A 21,109-nucleotide genomic window follows, 5' to 3' on the forward strand; every position below is an offset into this window, starting at 1 on the left:
ACTCCTCTCAAAACAGGTCGAGTTGATTTCTGGCGTCATCGAACAGCCCGATATCGAGCGGCTTTTGCGCAGCGCGTGGGCGCATCGGCCAAAAGGGCGAGGCGGTCGCGCGTGGTGGCTGGACACCGGGAATGAGCGTCTGCTCGCCTTGCGGCGTTGGCTCGGTCTGCAGGGTGTGGCGATCGCGCGCGCTCATGCCGCGATCTCGTCTTGTTGCGCGCCTTCGGCCTCGGCGTTGAAGCCCAGAAGAAAATCGGCGGCTTTCGATGCGTGAGAGGCAGCGCGGAAGATGGCGCGATTGTCCTCGCGCAGCACCTTCAGCCATGTGCCGATATAGTCGGCATGGCGCACGGTCGGCTCGATGCCGAGGGTCGAGCAGACAAAGGCTGCGGTGATTTCGGCGACCAATTCCTCGCGCGCATAGGTCTTGGAACCGAAGGCGCCGAAGAGGTCGCGCGCCAGCCGTGCCGGGTGGCCGGTCCAGTGGCCAAGTTCGTGGAAGCAGGTGCGGTAATAGTCGATCTGCTGAAAGAATGCCGGCTGCGGCGGCACCTGAATGGAGTCACTGCCCGGCATGTAGAAAGCGCGATCGCCGCCGATGCGGAAATCCGCGCCGCTTCCTCGAATAAGCGCCTCGGCCTGCGGGACGATCTCGCGTTCGGGCAGCGGTTCTGCGTTGCGGTAAAGGTGCTCGGGCAGGCCGTCGCACTGCGCGACGTTGAAGACGGTGAAGCGCTTCAAGTACGGCACCGCCTGCGGCTCGTCGCCGTCTGTCTTGGCGCGCTCCTGCTCGCCCTTTGGGACAAAGCGGTCGGCATGCACGATTGTTGTGCCGCGCTCGCCCTTCCTGACATTGCCGCCAAGGGCAAGCGCCTGCCGGAAGGTCAGCCAGTTCTGGCCGGGATAGCTGCGCTCGATGACGGCGCCCCACAGGATGAGGATGTTGATGCCGGAATAGCGGCGCCCGGTGGCCGCGTTGCTGGGCAGGCCGAGGTCGGCCTTTGCGCTGCCCCATGGCTTGACCCATGGCACGGTGCCGCGCTCCAATTCGGCAATGATGCGGTCCGTGATCTCCTGATAAAGGCTGGCGCCCGAGCGCCCGCCCCTGCCCGCGCCAGCCTCTCGGCTGTCGGAACGCTGGTGTTTTGCACGCATCGTCTGGTCCTCCGCTCTTCAATTCCGCGCCTTTCCCTGCAAGTGGGGTGGGCGGCGAGACGCGACCGGAAAGGCCCGCCGTCGGAGGCGGACCGCATCCGAAGGACCGGAACGAAGAGGAGGACCCGAAGCGCAAGCGAAGGGTTGCGGGATGCCGCGGCGGGCCTAGAAGGGAGTGCCGCCCACCCCGCGCCGCCGGGAACGGCCAACGAACAAACGCGCCGGCCGACAGGGCGGCGACCGTCAGCAGCCGACAGGCTGCCCGCGCCAGGGGGCGAAGCCGGATGGCCGAGACCGCCTGAGCCTGGCGAAGAAAAAGCGGGCTCGGTTCACGAGCACCCGGCACGCGCCGTCAGGCGCGCGGGCGCATCAGATTTCTGCGCCGTGCGGACATCGGTTTGGTGTTCCGGTCGAACTCGTTCAATCAGAACGAGGTCTTGATGCCGACCATCACCGTCGCCGCGGCAAAATCGCCGCCGATCCAGTCGTCTTCGCCGCCAGTCTCTGCGCCGGTCGCAATGTCATAGGTGTTGTAGTCGCCGCGAGCGGTGAACACCTTTACGTAGGAACCGGAGACGAAGAAGCTGGTCCGCTCGTTGTACTGGTAGCCGACGCTGCCGCCGACCATCAGAACCGGCGCCGATTCGAAATCATCCTCGAAGCGCAGGTCACGCATCCAGTGATGATCGGTAGCGCCGGCCGAGAAGGTCGTGCCGCCCTTCAGCGCAAAGCCGAAGTTCCAGCGATCCTGGACATAGGTCGCATCGATGCCGGCGATGGCGACCGGCAATTTCTGCTGGTAGCTGATGGCCTTTGCGTCTCCTGGGAAGTCGCCAACCGAATCCCGGAAGCCGGCAACGCTGTAGACATAGGAGCCGCCATAGGCAGTCCACTTGACCGAGGTGTACTTGAAACCACCGTTGACGTTGATCAGCAGCTGGTCGCTGAACTGGAAATCGTGGCCGAGCGCGACGGTTGCCGAATAGAAGTAATCAAGATCGGTGTCGGAATGGCGCGAACGGTTGCTCCAGTCGTTCCAGCCATCATTGGTCGAGAATGACGGGATCCAGTCATAGTCTTCCATGTAGCTGTCGCCGCTGAAGGCGATCTGGCTGGAAAGCTTGGCGGTCCAGCCGGCCTCGCTGCGCGCCGTCATCTCGGCTGAAATGACCGCAGAGGTGCCTTCCCAGATAAGGTGGCTCAGCTTCGAGCCGCTGCCGGGAGCCTGATAGACCAGCTCGTTGGCCTCGATGTCGATGACGCCGACGCCGCCAACGAAAGAGAAATTGGGATTGTAGGGCGCCGGTTCGCTCGCCACCGCGTCGCTGGCCATCGCCGGCCAGGCAGCGAGCAACGCTGCCGCTCCACCAAAGACTTTCGCGTACAATTTCATAGGACTACCCTCATGGGAATCATCCGCCATTCGGCTATACGCAGCGTGCCGGGTGCACGTCACGTGCGGTCGTCTATGCAGCGCCCCTGTAGGTTGGCAAAATTGCCGCCCTCGGCTCTGTTCCTCAACACTCAAGGAAACGCCGTTAGCGTGACCCGATTAACGGCGGTTTTTGCCGATGCGTTCCGGGCGGCCGGCGTGACGGGAACCCTGCATTATCCGAGACACACATTTACGATGACGATGCTGGTTCGATTGCAGCGGCAGGCAGCGACCACGCCGGACCTCAATCCGCTGAGATCGTGCAGGTTGCTTTGAGCAGCCCATAGCAAACTCTCTAGTCTAGATAATCCGAAAGAGCCGAGGGCCGAGTTCCTCGAACCCGTTGCGCAGGTAGAAATCGAGCGTGCGCTTCCATTTTGGTTGCCTGGGCGCTGCAAGCTCAAGTCGCTTCCAACCACGCGCATGGCCTTCCCGCGAGGCGACCTCAAGCAGTTGAGGGGCAATCCCTTTGGAGCGCTTTTCGGGTCGAACATACAGCTCCGAAATATAGCCGAACTTACCTCCTGCATAAATCGCCGTGCATTCATTCAGCACCATGATGCCGACCGGCTCGTCATCTGCACTTGCGATCACTGCGACCACGCCAGCGTCGGCAAGCATTATCTGCGCGCTTTGTCTCACGTCGTCGGGCGCGGGCGCTTTCCCGCCAGTGAGTTCATCGAGTAGCGCGTGAATAAAACGGACGACCATCCCTGCGTCCGTTGCGTTGGCGCGGCGAGTAGATATGGAAGGCATATTTTCTCCTGCTAGTGGTCAAAATCCCGATTCATGCTGCTATCCGCGCAGATCCGACTCACTCTTTTAGGTAACTCTGACCAATGGACAGCATTTTTCATCAAAAATATGATAAAAGAATGCGAAATATATATTACAGGCATGCAGTGTTCCGGATGACTTTAGCTCAATTGCGCAGATAGAGGAGCTTCTTACAGAAAATCAACCGGTCACATCGCAACTGCACGGTGAAGCCCCTTGCCGAGGTAAGATGAATTTGCAGGTCTGAGCCTGAGACAAAAGATACAGCCTGAGATGCTCGTGCGGCCATAACGCTCGGACATTGCAGTCGAGCAAAGAGGACATCCGTGACGGGCGGCGAGAGCGCTCGACGGTCGCCACAACTCATTCGGCGCCAGCCGGAACAGCCGAGCCGACCGGTGCGCAGAGGCTGGTCGCCGCGCCGATCAAGTCGGACACGTCGGCCTCGGTCGTCGCGAAAGAGGTGACGAACCTCACGATCCCGGTCTGCCAGCGATCATGGTAGAAGCGGAATCCCATGTCGAGCAGCCCCCGGATCAGGGACATGGGAAGTCTGCAGAACAGGATGTTGGCCTCGGGACGCTGCTGGATCTTCACGCCTGGCACCAGGGCCAACCCCCGCGCGAGCGCCGATGCCATCGAATTGGCATGGGTCGCGTTGCGAAGCCAGACACCTTCCCTCAGATAACCGTCCATTTGCGCCGCCATGAAGCGCATCTTGGAACTCAACTGGCCGGCACGCTTTCGGCGAAAGGCTATCGTGCTCGCGAGATCTCCGCGGAACGAGACGACTGCATCGACCCCAAACGTTCCATTCTTGGTGGCGCCAAATGACACAAGGTCGACGCCGGCCTTCCACGTCATCTCGGCTGGCGAGCAGCGCAGAGTGACGAGGGCGTTGGCGAAGCGAGCACCGTCCATGTGGAGCGCCAGGTTCGCTGACCGGCAGATATGTCCGATCGCCTTGATCTCGTCGAGCGCGTAGACCGATCCCATCTCGGTCGCCTGCGTGATGCTGACGCTGGAGGGCTGGACCGAGTGGATATCGCCCACCATGCGCGTTGCATTGGCCGCTAAGGCGTCGATGTCGATTTTGCCAGCCTCGCCTGGAAGCTGCACCAACTTCGCACCGGCGGTGTAGAACTCCGGCGCGCCGCACTCGTCCCGGTTGATGTGTGCGTCGGCGTGCGAGAGGATGCTGCCCCATGGCGGCGTAATCGCCGCGAGCGCCAGCGCGTTTGCCGCCGACCCCGTCGAAACGAGGAACACGTCGACCGCATGCTCGAACACCTCGGCGAGCTGGCGCTCGACGGTATGCGTCAGCTCATCGTTGCCGTAGGGAAGCGCCTGACCCGACGTGCACGCGGTGATGGCTGCGATCACCTCGGGGGAGACGCCGGCGATGTTGTCGCTGGTGAAGTCGCGGGGGCGGGTCTGCTTGCTTTCGTTCATGGTCTGACGCTCGTTTCATTTATTGAGCGTCCAAGCTAGACGGTTCGCCGCGCGCTTTATTGAACGATATTCAAACCGAGAGGTAACGCGCCGGCGTCACCCCCAGCACCGCCTTGAAGTGCCGGGTCAGGTGGCTCTGGTCCGCGAACCCTACCGCGACGGCGACCTCGGCGACGTGCTGACCTCGCCTCAGCAGCCGTCGCGCCTCGTCGATGCGGACCTGGATCAGGTAGCGGGTGGGGGGCAACCCGAAATGCGCCTTGAAGCCATCGATCAAGGTCGCCTTGGAGCATCCGGCGAGGGCGGCCAGGGCGGCGAGCTGCAGGACTTCGTCGGAGTGGGCATGGATGAAGTCACGGACGTCGCGGAACCTCGGCGGTACCAATTTTCGCTCAGCAACGCGCGACCCGCCGGCCTGTGCGAAGACGTGGGGCAGGAAACGGATCAGATACTCCTCGATCTCCAGTGCCGAGCTATGCCCATGTTCAAGCAGGCGCCAAAACGCGCTGAGCCCGTGTGCAACTGGGGCATTCTCCTGGAACGGGCTTTTGAAGTCGATCGTTCCGGGTTCGTTTTGGCCGCTGTCCTCAAGGACTTGCCGGATAAGGCCTTCGGGCATGTAGAAGATCTTCTGGCTCCAGCCAAGATCGTCACCAGCACCCCCGAAATGCGGTTCGCCGGGCGCGAAGGTCGCGACCGTGCCGCTACCGGCGTGCCAAACCTCACCTCGGCACCAGACATCATGGATGCCTCGCTCGATCAGCCCGATCAGATACTCGTTGTGGATATGCTTGGAGAAATCCTGCCGGTGATAATCCGCCGCCAGGTAATCGAGCCCGCCAAGGACATCGGAGTGCTTCATCACCGCACGATTGCGCGGCGGTCGGCCCGGAGGTTCAGAACGGCCGCGCGCCTTTTCGTCGCATTCTACGGCGGTATCGGCCACTTGATGATCAATCCAGGTCGGTCATCACAACGATATCGTGCACACGTCGCGAATTTCAAACCGAAGCAGGATTAATTGCCGCCCGAAGAGGGGCCTGCTGCAGGGCGGGCAGCGGATTGGCGGGATTAATCGTGTTTCAAGCTTGGGATGTGGACCCGAGCGACGCGTGGCCGATATCAAGGAGAAGACCAAGCGCTATCCCCTCCGATCTGACGCATGAGGAATGGTCGCGGATAAACCGTTCCTGCCGGGCGCGGCCAAGACCGGGCGGCGCGTGGTGACGGACCTGCGCGAGGTCTTGAACGCGATCCGCTACATGGCCCGATCAGATGGCGGCTGGCGCATGCTGCCAAAGGATTTCCCGCCCATATCGGTCGCGGTCGAGACGCCTTACGGACATGCCCACGAACTACGCCAACTGGCTGGAACGTTCCCCGGCCTGACGGCGAAGCAGCAGGCGCCGATCAAAGCGCTGAACGCAGAATACGCCAAAACTCGAAGCCGAGTACGAGCATGCCAACGAACTGCCGGCCGATGTTGACGAACGGCTACCAGGGGCGGCTACGGCTGCACTCATTGTCGGATCTTCGACGAAGTCGGACATCAGACACAGCGCTATCGGAGTGACCGCATTGTTCTGCAACGATTTTCTCATTTGGCACGACACATGCGGGGGCTATCCCGCATGAGCGCTCCGTCAATCTCGATTGATGCGAGCAGGATTCAATCAAGGCGCAGTGCGTCGCTTCTGAAGATCAAGGAGAGAAAAGTATGGCGAGAGCGCGAATTGGCGTGGCGCGGGCAATGACAGCGGCTGTCGTCCTCATCGTTGCGGGACAGGCCGGCGCGGCAGATGTTGGGCAAGCCGCGAGCGTCCCGCAGGCAGAAGCCTGCGTCGCGGAAGCGCCAAGCCCCTGGCAGATCCGTCTGCGTGCGTTGGGGGTGATCACCGAGGATTCGGGCTATGTCAATGCGGTGCCCGGCTCCGGTCTTTCATATTCGGACACCGTGACGCCGGAACTCGATATCTCATATTTCTTCACGGACAACATCGCCGCCGAACTCATACTCGGCACCACCTATGCCAACATCGATGGCCAAGGTGCGATCGGCGGGCTGGGCGAGGTCGGCAAGGTTTGGCTGCTGCCGCCCACGCTCACATTGCAGTATCATTTTACCGATTTCGGCGCCTTCGAGCCCTATATCGGCGCCGGCGTGAACTATACGATCTTCTATCATCAGCAAGTCGGCAGCGCCGATGATCTCAAGGTCAAGAACACATTCGGCGCCGCGCTGCAGGTCGGATTCGACTACATGGTGGACCAGCACTGGGGCGTCAACTTCGACGTGAAGAAGCTTTTCCTCAAGCCCGACTTCGACGTCACTGTCGCCGGCGCCAAGCTCACGGGCAAGGCCAAGCTCGATCCCTGGGTGATAGGCGCAGGTCTCACCTACCGCTTCTGAGGACGAAGCACGGGGCACTTTTCGAAGTCCGCGCGCGGATCTTCCGTGCCGAGAAGTGGACCCGCGATGGTTCTTAAAGGAGTTGTTGGCATGCGCGTAGAAAACGATCATTGCGACGTGATCGGTGTGCCGGCCGCTCCCACGCAACTTGATCGTCTTTCTTCTGCGATTCTGCGGCAGGGGGGGATGGCGCGAGTGTCGCTGCCAGGCGATGTGGTGACCTGGGCGGCAGCCCGTCACCAGACGCTCAGGCAGATGCTTTCCGACCAGCGTTTCAACAAGGACTGGCGACAGTGGCGGGCGCTGCAGGACGGCGAGATTCCCGAGGATCATCCGCTGATCGGGATATGCAAAGTGGACAACATGACCACGGCGCACGGCGCCGATCACCGGCGCTTGCGCGGCCTGCTGTCCAGCAGCTTCGCGCCCAGTCGTATCGCCTTGCTGGCGCCACGGGTCGAACAATGCGTCGATCGACTCCTGGCCGAGATGGCGCAGCGCGGCGGCAGTGCCGATCTGATGAGCGAGTTCGCCGCTCCGCTGCCCACCAACGTGATCGCCGAACTGTTCGGTTTGCCGGACGAACAGCGCGAAGAGATCGTCGCGCTCACCTACAGCCTGGCCAACACCTCCGCCACAGGCGAAGAGGTGCGACAGACGCGGCAGCGCATCCCGGAGTTCTTCCGTCGCCTGATCGCGCTCAAGCGGGGCCAGCTCGGCGATGATCTGGCTTCGGCCCTGATCGTCGCTCGTGACAAAGGCGAGCTCGTTTCCGACACCGAGCTCATCGACATGCTGTTCATGGTGCTCTCTGCGGGCTTCGTGACCACCGCCGGCGTCATCGGCAATGGCGTGCTGGCATTGCTGACGCATCCGCAGCAACTGCACTTGGTGCGCAGCGGCCAAGTTCCGTGGTCACAGGCGATCGAGGAGATCCTGCGCTGGGGCAGCTCAGCGGCCAATCTGCCGTTCCGCTATGCCACCCAGGACGTGGAGATCGACGGATGCCTGGTCCGCCGCGGCGATGCCGTCCTGATGGCGTTCCATGCGGCGAACCGGGACGAAAAGGCCTTCGGTCCCGGCGCCAACAGGTTCGATGTCACCCGGCGGCACAACCCGCATTTGTCATTCGGCGAGGGGCCGCATTCCTGCCTGGGCGCTGCGCTGGCGCGCCTGGAATTGCGCTGCGCCTTCCCCGCGCTGTTCGGGCGGCTGGAGGATCTGGCGCTGACCATCGCTGCGGAGGACGTCGTCTACATGCCGTCTTACGTGATTCGCTGCCCGCAGCGCCTGCTGGTCAGCTTCCGCCCTTCCGTCGCTTAGAGAGTGCGGCATTCACCCCGGATTCGGTGATTCTCGGTTCGCCGGGGTGGCTTGTCTCGCACGAGGGGGGCGAGCATGCCCGGTTACGCACGATCGTGGCGCCGGCCTTCAGCAACCGCAGGGTGAAGGTGCTCGCGCAGCAGGTCGAGGCGATCGCCGCGCAGTTGTTCGAGACGCTGGCGGCCCAGCCCCAGCCCGCCGACCTGAGGCGCCACCTCTCCTTTCCGCTGCCGGCCATGGTCATCAGCGCGCTGATGGGCGAGTGCGCAAGCACGCTGAGCGAAGCCGAGCGGGAACAAATACCGGGATTCCCGGCTGACCGTGACGACCTGGCCCGACTTTACGCCCTTTGAGCCCGGCGACCTCGATCTGATCCGGCGTCGCCGATGAGGACAAGGATCTCTCCGAGCCTGCACTGATAAGAGGCGGCATCGTAAGCGGCTTTGGGCGAAAGAGACCGATCAGCGCAAGGGCATTATTCGCATCATCACATAAACATCTCGTTATGTGTATTGACAAGGAGCGAAGCGGCTGTGATTGTGCGCATGTCATGGTTCTCCGCGCGGCACTGCCGTAGCGGAGCTAAGAGGGAAGCCGGTGCGATGCCGGCGCTGCCCCCGCAACTGTTAGCGGCGAGCCAAGCCCATTGGTGTCACTGAGGCGAACGGCCTCGGGAAGACGGGCAGAGGCTTTGACCCGCGAGCCAGGAGACCTGCCACGACGAACAACGTCCACGGGCGGGGTGTCTCGGTGGCCGCGGTAGCCTGGCTTCGTGCCGCCTGCTCGCGCGTTCCTTGTCCCCACGCCCCAACCATCGGGGTATGGCATGACTGTCTCTCAACAAATTCCTGTGGCAACGCTCGGCGTGCCGCGTATCGGTCGACGGCGGGAACTGAAATTCGCGCTTGAAAGCTACTGGTCCGGAAAATCTCCCGCTGCCGACCTGCTCGCGACGGCGAAGGCGCTACGCGCCGCCAGCTGGAGGGAGCAGCACGATCGCGGCGTGTCGAAAATCCCGTCCAACGATTTCTCGCTTTATGACCATGTGCTCGACACCGTCGCCATGGTCGGCGCCGTGCCGGCACGATACACCTGGACTGACGGCGAGGTCCCACTCGATACCTATTTCGCAATGGCGCGCGGCAACCAAGATCAGGCCGCTGATTGCGGACATGCCGGTGACGAGCATGCGGCCAACGGGCATGGCCTTGCCGCGATGGAAATGACCAAATGGTTCGACACCAACTATCACTACATTGTGCCGGAACTTACCGACGATCAGAGCTTTGCCCTCTCGTCGGCAAAACCGGTCGATCATTTCCTCGAGGCCAAGGCGCTCGGCATCCACACGCGCCCGGTCCTGCTTGGACCGGTTACGTTTCTCAAGTTGGCGAAGTCACCTGAGGAAGGTTTCAACCCTGTCGCGCTCCTGCCACGGCTGCTGGCCGTCTACGAGGAGCTCCTGCGGAGGCTGAAGCTCGCGGGAGCCGATTGGGTACAGATCGATGAGCCGGCGCTCGTGCTGGATCTGATTCCCAACGAACGGGATGCGCTCCAATTCGCCTACTGCCGGCTGGCGAAAGCAGCACCCGAGTTGAAGATCATGGTCGCTACCTATTTCGGATCGCTGGGAGACAATCTCGAGACCGCAATTTCTCTGCCCGTGGCGGGACTGCACATCGATCTCGTGCGCGCTCCAGAGCAGTTGGAGACCGTCGGCCGGCTCGCGCGGAAGGAACTTGTGCTCTCGCTCGGGCTGATCGACGGCCGCAACGTCTGGCGCGCGAACCTGCCTGCCATACTTGACCGCATCAAGCCGATCGTCGCCGGCTGGCCGTTGGACCGCGTGGAGATCGCCCCGTCCTGCTCGATGCTGCATGTGCCGATCGACCTGGACATGGAGACGGCACTCGATGCGGACGTGAAATCGTGGCTCGCCTTCGCGGCGCAAAAGACCGGCGAGCTGGTCGTGCTCGCCCGTGCCCTGGCCGAAGGCCGGGACGCGGTCGCCGCCGAACTAGAGGCGTCGGCTGAGGCTGCCGCCGTTCGCGCGACATCCGCTAAGGTGCATGATCCGCTCGTCGAAGGACGGGTCGCCAGCATCAAGGTCGGCATGACGCGCCGGAAGAGCGCATTCGACGTGCGCTCCAAGCTTCAGGGCGACACGTTTGGCCTGCCATCCTTCCCCACCACGACGATCGGCTCCTTCCCGCAAACAGCCGAGGTTCGCAAGGCGCGGGCAGCCCATGCCAAGGGCGAGCTGAGTTACGTCGACTATGAGGCCTTCCTGAAAAAAGAGATAGAAGCCGCCGTTCGCTGGCAAGAAGAGATCGGACTCGACGTGCTGGTCCACGGCGAATTCGAGCGCAACGATATGGTGCAGTATTTCGCCGAGCAGCTCCGCGGCTTTGCCTTCACGCAGCATGGGTGGGTGCAGAGCTATGGCTCGCGCTTTGTGCGACCCCCGATCATCATTGGCGATGTGTCGCGACAAAATCCGATGACACTACACTGGTGGCGATACGCCCAGTCGCTGACGCCAAAGCCGGTGAAGGGCATGCTTACCGGCCCGGTGACGATCCTCAACTGGTCCTTCGTCCGAGACGACCTTCCGCGCTCAGCCGTCTGCCGCCAAGTCGCGCTCGCCATTCGCGATGAAGTGAGCGACCTCGAAAAGGCCGGCGCCAAGATGATCCAGATCGACGAAGCCGCACTGCGCGAGGGCTTGCCGCTTCGTGAGGACGACTGGGAAACCTATCTCGACTGGGCCGTCGAATGCTTCCGGCTGGCTTCAACGGCGGTTGGCGATGCGACCCAGATTCACACCCATATGTGCTACTCCGAGTTCGGCGACATCGTGGACGCGATTGCTGCAATGGATGCCGATGTGATCTCCATTGAAACCTCGCGCTCGCAGATGGAACTGCTTGATGCGCTTCGAACCTTCAAGTATCCGAACGAGATCGGTCCTGGCGTCTATGACATTCACTCGCCGCGGGTCCCGGAGGTGGGCGAGATTTCCAACCTCATCATGCTTGCTCGCGATCGATTGTTGGATGGCCAATTGTGGGTGAACCCCGACTGCGGTCTCAAAACACGCAGATGGGAGGAGGTCCGCCCTGCCCTGATGAACATGGTGGCTGCGGCACGCGCAATCCGGGAAAAAGCGCAGACGGCGTAGGGCTCGGTGCCACTCGCCGGCGGTGAGCGGCAACGCCACACACCGGGCAATCTTGGGGTGAGTCCATCCGGCGCACCCAAGGCAATCGAGCTGCCAGTGACGAAGCGCCTCAGCAGCCTTGGCTTGGCCGAGGCCCTTTTCATGGCGCGTCGAAGTCAGCTGTTCCAGAGGCCTCCGTTGGAGGGCGATCGAAGGAGGCTTGGGCCTCAAATGAGCCGGCCAGAAACGAGAAGGCTCTCCGCCAGCCCGTTTCGGATTATTCCGTGTTGGGATCATCCAGTGTCACTATCGTCTCCCCGACCTTGGTCGCCGAACCCCCCCGTCCCGACCATCGGGAGAAGCATCAGCGATCACGCGGCGCCGGTCCGCGGAGCGTGTTCCGGAAGATCGGATGCAGGGCCAAGCTGGGGGAAGGTTCATACGGTACTTCCGGAGACTGTTGAAGCGGCATCGACGCTCCGCCATCTGCACCGGGCCAATTCCCGCTCGACGGCTCTGTCTGCCTCTGGCTGCAATCACGATCACCGCGACGGCGAAGCCGAGCGGCCGCAGCTGGCTGGCGGACCCTTGTGTTTTGATGGTGGAAGATCAGGCGCCGGACCAGGAAAGCCGCCGCGGAAAGTGCGGTGTTGGCTTGCTCCTGGCGGAGCCGGCAGGGGTGTTCGGACCGCGCCCAATAGCGATGTGCAGATGGCCGAAATTCATCAGCGCCATGATCCTGAATATCAATCGCTGCGCAGAATGCGTGCTTCGAGCGCGGCCGCGACGAAAGCTCGTCGAGCAGCTGGTGGATGGGTCTTACCGCGTAACACCTGCAGACAGGTGTCCATCGCTATCCTGCGTTTATCGGTCTCATGATGCAGATCCCGGAGCAAGATAGCGGCCGCGTCGTTGACGTCGAACACGACACGCTCCGAGCCGCGGCGGCTAAGCTGAACTACGACTGGCCTCTCAAATCTGATCAACCCGGTCATCCCCTCCTCCACAGCCACTACTCGGCAAACAGCGCGGGCCGCATTTCTTTATTCAGCCGAACGCGACCGCTGCATCGCGCCAATGAGCCTGGCCATTGGCGGGCAAGCGATCGCCATGAGCTGCGTCTGGCATGGTCAGCTTGCGTGCGATCTGCGGTTTTGCAGTTGGTGGTGAGGAACTGCTTCTCATTCGCGTGGTCTAGCTGTTAAACCTGTGCATACTGCACTATTCGACGCGGCTCGCGCCAGTCTCAAACACTTCGTCGAAATCTACACCTGCACTTTTCCACTGCCCGATCTGCAGGCGGCGATCCACTGCATCGCGGAGGTTGAATCTTCCAAGATGGCGACCCGCTTCGCAAAGCCAAAAAAGGCATTGCGCGCCGTGCTTACCGGCTTGCGCCCATCGTACGCATCGTAGCATGCCCTCAGGGCGGCTTCGTGGATCATGTCTCTGCGATCTTCCGGCCATTCATTGAGAAAATCGATTGCATCCGCAAGGCCGGCGATCTCTTGGATGATGTGCGTTGCGCGCCTCACGAAAAGCGGGCTGCTGAAAGCCTCAGCGTTCATTCGTTCCTCCAACCTTCCAAATAGCCGATTTGTGTGAAGAGGCGCCGCATCGACGCGAGGCGACCCTGACACAATGTGTTGTCAGGGCGATGACGGTTCAAGAGGAAGATCCGCGACGGCGACCGGGCGTGCAGCGATCCGCCAACACATCATGCAATGGCTTTGGTTGCCATCAAACGCGGTCGTCACTATTAAGCTACGAGATGATTCTTACCCGGCTACTCTAATTCCGCAGGAGCGTTTTCATGACCGAAGAAACCGAGAGCAAAGCCGACAACCTCATCGAACTCACCGCCCATGTCGTCTCAGCCTATGTTTCGAACAATCCGGTTCCCGTCGGTGAACTGCCTGGGCTTATCGGCCAGATCCACATCGCATTGAAAGGCACTGCTGGTGGTGCCGCACCAGAAAAATCGGAAGCTCTCAAGCCTGCCGTACCGATCAGAAAATCGGTTACACCCGACTACATTATCAGCCTTGAGGACGGTAAGAAGTTCAAGTCGCTCAAGCGTCACCTGGCCACCCACTATGGCCTCACGCCCGACGAATATCGCGCGAAATGGGGGCTGCCGGTGGACTATCCTATGGTGGCGCCGAACTACGCTGCGGCGCGCTCGGCATTGGCCAAGACCATGGGTCTGGGCCGCAAGCCGAAGGAACCGGAAGCGACGGCACCTGCCAAGCGGCCCCGCAAGAAAGCCGCAGCCTGACCCCACTTTTCAGGATCGACGAAGCGGGCCCGGCATGATTTCGCACTCGCGAGATAAAATTTGTGCGTTGCAATATCTGCGGCGATCGGTATGATCATGGTGTCGGCCATCTACTCCTCCCAGATGTGGTGCCGACGCTGGATGGGGCGCACCTCCTCCCGCGTCTCATTCTAGATCGAGCCCGCTGCCACCTCCTCCCGGTAGCGGGCTTTTTCTTTGTCTGAGGCGCGATTTCGGTCCGGGCCAACGCACTTGGCTCTAAGCGAGGCGAATGCTCCGAACTTCCAGGCCTTTCTTGCCCTGCCCGCATTGGACAAACACCTTCTGGCCCTCCATCAGCATGCTGAGTCCTGAGCGGGTCAGCGCGGTGGCATGAACGAAGATGTCCTTCTCACCGTTTTCAGGTGCAATGAAGCCGAAGCCCTTTTGGGGATTGTACCACTTGACCGTGGCCTCGCTCTCCAGCTGGGCGCTCGTCCCGGCGGTGGACTCTCCAGCGCAACGCGTATGTACCTGAGTTCTGGCGGTCTGACCGCCTACCTCCAGCACTTGCGCGACCTGATGACCTCTTGGACTTTCTTCCGTTGTGACCTTGAGACGCGTTCCCTCGGAAACACCGCGGCTCCCGGCCGCCTCCAGCACCCGGATATGTAGATAGGCCTCTATGCCCTCCGGCAATTTGACAAAGCCGAAACCCTTGCTGGTGTTGAACCAGATCACTTCGGCGTCGACAGGGTCCGCGGTTATGATCGACGAACGCTGAAAGTAGCTTGGCTCGGATGGCCGTTCCGCAAAGGAAACCGCGTCATCGTCATGACGATGCCGGCGTGGCTCACGATGGTCCTTATATTTGCCCATGATCGTCCGACTGGCTTGAACAACGCACTGCGCTCCCGGCAGGATAATCTCAATCGGGCGATGCGTTGATGTCAATTCACCAGTTGGCCGCTTCACCCGCTCTATCGCATCACGATCCCGACCTGTTGCCACACGCGCGATGATGGCGGGTGAGCAATATATGCCACAGCTCGAGGCAGCTGATCCGAACGGGATCCCTATATCGCACGGCAAAAGGGTCGCGCTGTAGGGCGGCACCCGCGATCAACCGTTTCGATCGTGACACGCCCCGGGCTGCCCCTCACGCGGATCCGCATCCGACATTTCGATTTACACGCACTTTCCCGCGCACAGCTTGCAGGAGAGGAGACGGCAGCTCGTCGTTGGATCGTCCGGCTAGATCAACCCCGCCTGCTCGGCCTCGCGGCGCAAATTCTGCCGTGGCCTCGGACCGATCTGCTGGATGACCAATCCGGCCGCCAGTGAGCCAAGGTCGCCACAGGTCTTGAGGTCGCGGCCTTGCGTGTAACCATGCAGGAAACCGGCGGCGTAGAGATCGCCGGCGCCCGTCGTGTCGACCAGTTCCCGGATCGCCGTCGCCTGGATCACCACGGTCTCGTCGCCGCGCACGATGACCGAGCCTTTTTCCGAGCGCGTGACGGCGGCTATTCTGCAGTCCTTGCGGATCTTGGCCAGCGCCTCGTCGAAGGACGATGTCTGGTAGAGCGACTTGATCTCGTGACTGTTGGCAAAGACGATGTCGACCGTGCCCGACCGCATCAGCTCGAGGAATTCGTCGCGGTAGCGGTCGACGCAAAACGAATCCGACAGCGTCATGGAGACTTCGCGGCCTGCCGCGTGCGCCAGCCTGGCCGTCTGCCGGATCGCCTCCTTGGCGCGCGGCGGGTCCCACAGGTAGCCCTCGAAATAGGTGACCTTGGCCCCAGAGGCCTTGTCGGCCTCGACATCCTCCGGTCCGAGTTCGACGCAGGCGCCGAGATAGGTGTTCATAGAGCGTTCGCCGTCGGGTGTGACGAAGATCATCGAGCGCGCTGTCGGCGGCTCGCCCGTGAGCGGCTTGGTGTCGAAGGCGACGCCCTGCGCGCGGATGTCGTGCGCGTAGATTTCGCCCAGCGCATCGTTGGAGACCTTGCCGAAGAAGGCGGCGCGGCCGCCGAGGGAGGCGACACCGGCCGCCGTGTTGCCGGCGCTGCCACCGGAGGCCTCGATTGCCGGTCCCATGCGGCTGTAGAGCAGCTCGGCGCGCCTCGTGTCGATCAGGTTCATCGCGCCCTTGATGATGCCGTTCGTCTCCAGGAATTCCTCCTCGCACTGGGCGATGATGTCGACAATGGCATTGCCGATGCAAAGCACGTCATAATCCGGCATCAATGTCTCCGCCTACTACCCACCGGCTTTGTGCTATGCCGGCCGGGCGCGGGCCTAGCGAGTTGAAATGGGTTGCCGCATGCGCTTGACCCAGCGGCCCTCACGCAGCTGCCGGTCCTGCTTCACGCAGCAAGTCGTCGGCTCTGTCCGTCTTCTCCCAGGTGAACTCAGGCTCTTCACGGCCGAAGTGTCCGTATGTCGCCGTCTTGCGGTATATCGGGCGTAAGAGATCAAGCATCTTGATGATGCCTTTCGGTCGGAGATCGAATAGCTCAAGAACAAGGCACTCGATCCTTTTTTCCTCGATTCTTGCGGTTCCGAAGGTGTTGACCATCACAGAAACCGGACTGGCCACGCCGATCGCGTAGGCAAGCTGAACCTCGCAGACCTCCGCAAGTCCGCTGGCAACGATATTCTTCGCGACGTACCGCGCCGCATAGGCCGCCGAGCGGTCAACCTTGGATGGGTCCTTGCCCGAAAAGGCGCCGCCGCCGTGACGCCCCGTTCCACCGTAAGAATCGACGATGATCTTGCGTCCAGTGAGGCCGCAGTCGCCGGCAGGCCCACCGACCACGAACCGCCCTGTTGGGTTGACCAGAAATCTGATCTCCGAAGTATCCAGATGGGTTGGCAGGACCGGTTTTATGATCTCCTCAATGACGCCTTCGCGGACTGTATCTTGGGAGACCGCCTCGTCATGCTGCGTTGACAGGACTATGGTGTCCAGCGCCACCGGGCGGAGACCCTCGTAGCGTACGGACACTTGAGATTTCACGTCCGGACGCAGCCAGCCAAGCTGTCCCGTTTTCCGGATCTCTGCCTGTCTTTTCGTCAACTGGTGAGCGAGTTGGATCGGCAAGGGCATCAATGTGTCCGTCTCGTTGCATGCGAATCCAAACATGAGGCCCTGATCCCCCGCCCCCTGCTCGAGATCCTGCCCTCGTCCTTCGTCAACGCCCTGGCTTATGTCGGGCGACTGCTCGGTAAGGGCCAGAACGACGGCGCAACGTCGACCATCAAAGCCGATGGCATCGTCGTCGTAGCCAATATCGAGGATCGTATCGCGGGCAACTTGGCTGTAATCGATCTCCGCGTGGCTGGTGATCTCGCCAGCCAGAACGACCATCCCTGTCTTCACCAATGTTTCACAGGCGACGCGCGCCTTCGGGTCGGTGCGGAGGATCGCATCGAGGATGGCATCGGAGATGTTGTCTGCCATCTTATCGGGGTGTCCCGCGCCGACGGATTCGGAAGAGAACACGAACTGCCTGGTCATGGAATGTCCTCGCTGCAAGTGTTGGAAGGTGGGGAGTTTCTTTGGCTCACCGGTCGGGGATGCCGGGGACGTCGAACACAGTGCAGAAGTTAGCAACGTCTCTTCGTACGCTCGCATGAACTTCTGGGTCGTCGGGCTGGCGGCAGACCAAATCAATAAAAGCGGCGATCTGCACCATTTCCCCTTCACGCATGCCCATGGACGTCACTGCCGGCGACCCCAAGCGGATTCCGCTTGTGACCGTCGGGTCGCGCGGGTCGCCCGGCACCATATTAAAGTTCGTAATGATGCCTGCCCTTGCCAGGCGCTCGGCATAGGCTTTGCCTGATAGCGGCCGGTCCCGAAGATCAAGGATCAGCATGTGATTGTCAGTCCCGCCGGTGACCAGATCATAACCACGACCCAGAAGCGCCTCGGCCAGCGCCTTGGCATTCTTGACGATCTGGTGACCGTAGGTGCGGAAAGAGGGGGTCGCGGCTTCCTGCAAAGCAACAGCGAGCGCGGCGATGATATTCATGTGCGGCCCACCTTGCAGTTGAGGAAACACCGCGCGATCAATCCGTTTGGCGAGATGGTGTTTGCTCGTGGGATGATAGAGCGCCTGATAACGATCTTCATTCTTCGACAAAATAAAGCCTCCACGGGGGCCGCGGATCGACTTGTGAGATGTGCTGGTGACGACGTCGCAATGAACCACGGGATTCGGATGCGCTCCAGCGACAATCAGGCCGCTGATGTGCGCAATGTCGGCCACGAGATAGGAGTTGGCCTCCAGAGCGATTTCTGCCATTGCCGCGTAGTCAAAGGCACGCGGATAGGCCGTTCCGCCGACCCAAATCAGTTTCGGCCGTTCCCGCCTGGCTGTCTCGCGCAAGCGGTCATAGTCGATTTGCTGCGTCTTTTCGTGCAGCCCATAGGGGACGCGTTGATAGTCAGTGCCGGAAAAGTTCACGGACCAACCATGAGTCAGATGGCCGCCTTCAGGTAAAGGCAAGCCCATGACTTTGTCACCGGGGCTCAAAAGCGCACGATAGACAGCCTGGTTGGCTGGCGAGCCCGAATAAGGCTGGACGTTGGCGTGCTCACTGCCAAATAGCGCTTTCAGGCGCTCGATCGCGAGGGTCTCAAGCTCATCGACGATCTCGTTTCCCGCGTAGTAGCGCGCACCCGGGTAGCCCTCGGCATACTTGTTCGCGAAGATAGAGCCGGTCGCTTCCAGTACGGCTGAGGAGGCAAAGTTCTCAGATGCGATAAGTTTGAGCATCGTCCGCTCTTGCCGCCTCTGTCGTAGAAGCAGTTCATGAACGCGGCAATCGACGTGGACCAAGGAAGACCGTCCGTATGTGGCCTGCTGCCGGTTTTTCGGACACCAGGTTAAGCTAACATCGCTTGTTCCTCGAACTCCACGGGGCTGAGATAGCCCAGCGTCGAGTGCCGTCGCCGGGGGTTGTAGAAGCACTCGATGTAGTCGAACACATCCGCCCTGGCGTCGTCCCTCGTCCTGTAGACCTTGCGGGCTGTCCGTTCGGTCTTAAGCGACGAGAAAAAGCTCTCCATCGCGGCATTGTCCCAGACGTTGCCCGACCGGCTCATCGAACAGGTGATGCCGTGGTCGGCCATCAGGCGCTGGAACTGCTCGCTGGTGTATTGCGATCCCTGGTCCGAATGATGCAGCAGGCTGTCCGGCTTGCCTCGGCGCCAGATCGCCATGATGAGGGCGTCGGTCACGAGCTGGGCCGTCATCTCCGCCTTCATCGCCCAGCCGACGACACGGCGGGAGAACAGATCGACGACGGCGGCAACGTAGAGCCAGCCTTCGGCGGTCCAGATGTAGGTGAAGTCGGCGATCCACTTCTGGTTCGGGGCCGCTGCCTCGAAGGCGCGGTCGAGGAGGTTGTCCGACACTGCCGCTCGCTCGCCAATGTCCTTCGGCAGCCCACGGCGGCGCGGCCGGGCACGCAGCCCGTTCTCACGCATGAGCCTCTCGACACGATGAAGGCCGCAGGAGAAGCCTTCAGCCAGAACGTCGTGCCAGACGCGGCGAGCGCCATAGGTGCGGTCGCTGCTTTTGAAGCTGCGATCGATCTTCGTCACCAGGACTTCGTCGTGCCGAGCGCGAGCGCTGGGGCTGCGGTTGAGCCAGGCATGGAAGCCCGAGCGGGAGACATCCAGCGCACTGCACAGCCATGCCACCGGCCAGATCGAACGGTGCCTCGCGATGAAAGCGAACCTCATATCGCTTCCCTCGCGAAGTAGGCTGCGGCCTTTTTTAGGATGTCGCGCTCCGCCTTCAGCTTCGCCACTTCCTTGCGCAGCCGATCGATCTCAAGCTGCTCCGGCTTCATCTGCCCATGGCCGGGAAAGGCATGCTGCGGATCGGTCGACAGCTCGCGCACCCATTTGCGCAGCACGTTCTCGTGGAGATCAAGATCGCGCGCCGCCTGAGCAACCGCAACGCCCCGATCCTTCACCAGCCTCACCGCCTCAAGCTTGAACTCGCGGCTGAACTTCCTTCTTCGCATTCCCACTCTCCAGTTCCGTTAAACACCTTATCTCGGTGTCCACGAAACCGGCAGCAGGCCAATGTGCCGGGCTCTGCCATGGCTACGTCAGCGGATTTGTTCATGGTAGTTTCGCACTCCCACTTAGGCAGATCTTTTCACGACAAGCAGCAGTCCCCTTCGACCACGCGTCTTGTACCGCCTCGAGCCGCTCCAGGTCCCGCTTATGATACTCATCGTCGTGGGGTAGGAGATCGACCAAGAATTGAATCAACCCTCCGTCCCGGCCCCTTGCATTGAGATGATATGAGGACCAAGGACGTTGTCCGTTGCCGCAAAGAAAGTTGGCTTTGGCGAGCATCCGGACGTGTCGCGCAACGCGCTCCCGACGAAGATCGAGAATCTCCGCTAGTTCGCGGACAGTCAGGTCGGCATGCGCGCAAAGGCCCAGGATGATCAAGATGCGCTGCTGTCATTAGGCGATCGACAAGTATCATCATTGGTCAGCACGACGCCAAATAGAAGAGCCAAACCCCTCGTTCTGCTGGCTTTGTCATGTCGGGCTCTTCGCAAATGCTGTTCGGCAGCGGAACATAAACACACCAGATTTCTGCCGCCACTGAACTTGGAAGTTGTGGTGAGCGTACCATTGACAGCGATTTGTGGTCGCAAAGATTCCATAAATTTCCTTGAAGGATCTGTTGCAAGGCCTAAACAAGAACGCAATGCGATTGGTGAGGTGCTGGTTAAGACGGCAAGCTGGCGAACTTGGCCAAGAGGGAGGCGATCGGCGCCACCTTTCCCCAGGCGGCAGTGCTGACCTGCATGGTGTACCTGATCGGCCATTTACTTGATTTCGTATCACAGAAAGATCGCAAAGCCGTCGTGCCGACGCTCAGCTACCATCTGCCGGGGCGCGGACGCCAAGCCGGCATGAAGGCTCTGGAGGACTTCGAGGCCGGCGACTGGGCCGCCGATACCCGGCGATCACTCAGAGCTGGCGGCGCGACTGGCAGTACGTCGTGCCGTTCTTCGCCTTTCCGTGTGTGCACAGCATCAACTGTGCGACGGATGCGGTCGAAATGTCCGCAGCGCGTCGGCGCCATTTCCAAATAG

General features: G+C 61.3%; 19 protein-coding genes, 1 pseudogene and 1 riboswitch. Of the genes and pseudogenes, 7 read left to right on the plus strand and 13 right to left on the minus strand.

Annotated features, from left to right (window positions below):
- Positions 1–7: 7 nt before the first annotated feature.
- The 6 genes from JN280_RS33900 to JN280_RS33925 all read right to left on the minus strand — a co-directional run bounded on the left by JN280_RS33900 (position 8) and on the right by JN280_RS33925 (position 5,765).
- Positions 8–196, minus strand: a complete 189-nt coding sequence (locus tag JN280_RS33900; protein ID WP_202308678.1) for a hypothetical protein — start codon at positions 194–196, stop codon at positions 8–10.
- The gene (locus tag JN280_RS33905) at positions 193–1,155 is read right to left on the minus strand and encodes an ArdC family protein (protein ID WP_202308680.1); all 963 of its coding nucleotides are present in this window, start codon (positions 1,153–1,155) and stop codon (positions 193–195) included. The genes JN280_RS33900 and JN280_RS33905 overlap by 4 nt, the downstream gene beginning before the upstream one ends.
- A gap of 424 nt (positions 1,156–1,579) precedes the next feature.
- Positions 1,580–2,548: an omptin family outer membrane protease gene (locus tag JN280_RS33910; RefSeq protein WP_202308682.1), complete on the minus strand. Its 969-nt coding sequence runs from the start codon at positions 2,546–2,548 to the stop codon at positions 1,580–1,582.
- Between the two features lie 342 nt (positions 2,549–2,890).
- Complete coding sequence (locus JN280_RS33915; protein WP_244742467.1) at positions 2,891–3,301, minus strand: GNAT family N-acetyltransferase; 411 nt, start codon at positions 3,299–3,301, stop codon at positions 2,891–2,893.
- A 429-nt stretch (positions 3,302–3,730) separates the two neighbouring features.
- On the minus strand, positions 3,731–4,819 hold the full coding sequence (locus JN280_RS33920) for a threonine aldolase family protein (protein ID WP_202308684.1): 1,089 nt from the start codon (positions 4,817–4,819) through the stop codon (positions 3,731–3,733).
- Positions 4,820–4,889: 70 nt separating this feature from the next.
- Positions 4,890–5,765, minus strand: coding sequence for an AraC family transcriptional regulator (locus JN280_RS33925; RefSeq protein WP_202308686.1), 876 nt, complete (start codon positions 5,763–5,765; stop codon positions 4,890–4,892).
- A 223-nt stretch (positions 5,766–5,988) separates the two neighbouring features.
- Here JN280_RS33925 and JN280_RS40405 point away from each other — a divergent pair, with 223 nt between their 5' ends.
- The 5 genes and pseudogenes from JN280_RS40405 (at position 5,989) to metE (ending at position 11,733) form a co-directional block, all read left to right on the plus strand.
- Positions 5,989–6,306, plus strand: coding sequence for a transposase (locus JN280_RS40405; RefSeq protein WP_069091149.1), 318 nt, complete (start codon positions 5,989–5,991; stop codon positions 6,304–6,306).
- 230 nt (positions 6,307–6,536) lie between these two features.
- On the plus strand, positions 6,537–7,229 hold the full coding sequence (locus tag JN280_RS33935) for an OmpW/AlkL family protein (RefSeq protein ID WP_202308687.1): 693 nt from the start codon (positions 6,537–6,539) through the stop codon (positions 7,227–7,229).
- Between the two features lie 90 nt (positions 7,230–7,319).
- Positions 7,320–8,552: a cytochrome P450 family protein gene (locus JN280_RS33940; RefSeq protein ID WP_202308688.1), complete on the plus strand. Its 1,233-nt coding sequence runs from the start codon at positions 7,320–7,322 to the stop codon at positions 8,550–8,552.
- A pseudogene (locus JN280_RS33945) lies at positions 8,489–8,812 on the plus strand (cytochrome P450); the annotation flags it as partial. The gene JN280_RS33940 and the pseudogene JN280_RS33945, both read left to right, overlap by 64 nt.
- Positions 8,813–9,086: 274 nt before the next feature.
- Positions 9,087–9,286: riboswitch (cobalamin riboswitch) on the plus strand.
- Between the two features lie 116 nt (positions 9,287–9,402).
- Entirely contained in the window at positions 9,403–11,733 is a 2,331-nt protein-coding gene (metE, locus tag JN280_RS33950; RefSeq protein ID WP_202315214.1) for a 5-methyltetrahydropteroyltriglutamate--homocysteine S-methyltransferase, read from the plus strand.
- 725 nt (positions 11,734–12,458) lie between these two features.
- Here metE and JN280_RS33955 read toward each other — a convergent pair.
- Complete coding sequence (locus tag JN280_RS33955) at positions 12,459–12,707, minus strand: DUF982 domain-containing protein (RefSeq protein ID WP_202308689.1); 249 nt, start codon at positions 12,705–12,707, stop codon at positions 12,459–12,461.
- Between the two features lie 270 nt (positions 12,708–12,977).
- A complete protein-coding gene (locus JN280_RS33960) occupies positions 12,978–13,280 on the minus strand; it encodes a DUF982 domain-containing protein (RefSeq protein WP_202308690.1) in 303 nt (100 codons plus the stop codon).
- 245 nt (positions 13,281–13,525) lie between these two features.
- Here JN280_RS33960 and JN280_RS33965 point away from each other — a divergent pair, with 245 nt between their 5' ends.
- The gene (locus tag JN280_RS33965; protein ID WP_202308691.1) at positions 13,526–13,990 is read left to right on the plus strand and encodes a MucR family transcriptional regulator; all 465 of its coding nucleotides are present in this window, start codon (positions 13,526–13,528) and stop codon (positions 13,988–13,990) included.
- Between the two features lie 258 nt (positions 13,991–14,248).
- On the opposite strand, the gene JN280_RS40050 is transcribed toward JN280_RS33965, so the two are convergent.
- From JN280_RS40050 to JN280_RS33990, 5 genes are all read right to left on the minus strand, one after another.
- Positions 14,249–14,944, minus strand: a complete 696-nt coding sequence (locus tag JN280_RS40050) for a cold-shock protein (protein ID WP_274609047.1) — start codon at positions 14,942–14,944, stop codon at positions 14,249–14,251.
- Between the two features lie 279 nt (positions 14,945–15,223).
- Positions 15,224–16,216 (minus strand): adenosine kinase, encoded by a 993-nt coding sequence (locus tag JN280_RS33975; protein ID WP_202308692.1) that lies wholly within the window; start codon positions 16,214–16,216, stop codon positions 15,224–15,226.
- Between the two features lie 100 nt (positions 16,217–16,316).
- Positions 16,317–17,492: a methionine adenosyltransferase gene (gene metK, locus JN280_RS33980; RefSeq protein ID WP_202308693.1), complete on the minus strand. Its 1,176-nt coding sequence runs from the start codon at positions 17,490–17,492 to the stop codon at positions 16,317–16,319.
- Between the two features lie 46 nt (positions 17,493–17,538).
- Positions 17,539–18,819, minus strand: coding sequence for a serine hydroxymethyltransferase (locus tag JN280_RS33985; protein WP_202308694.1), 1,281 nt, complete (start codon positions 18,817–18,819; stop codon positions 17,539–17,541).
- Between the two features lie 47 nt (positions 18,820–18,866).
- Positions 18,867–20,014, minus strand: a protein-coding gene (locus JN280_RS33990; RefSeq protein WP_202308555.1) for an IS3 family transposase whose coding sequence is annotated in 2 segments (ribosomal slippage) — positions 18,867–19,765 and positions 19,765–20,014 — 1,149 coding nt in all. Because the reading frame shifts where the segments join, the coding sequence is not laid out codon by codon here.
- Positions 20,015–20,761: 747 nt separating this feature from the next.
- On the opposite strand from JN280_RS33990, the gene JN280_RS33995 reads away from it, so the two are divergent.
- The gene (locus JN280_RS33995) at positions 20,762–21,109 is read left to right on the plus strand and encodes a transposase (RefSeq protein ID WP_202308695.1); all 348 of its coding nucleotides are present in this window, start codon (positions 20,762–20,764) and stop codon (positions 21,107–21,109) included.

Origin of the sequence: Mesorhizobium sp. L-8-10 (assembly GCF_016756635.1) — a bacterium.
Taxonomy (GTDB): Bacteria; Pseudomonadota; Alphaproteobacteria; order Rhizobiales; family Rhizobiaceae.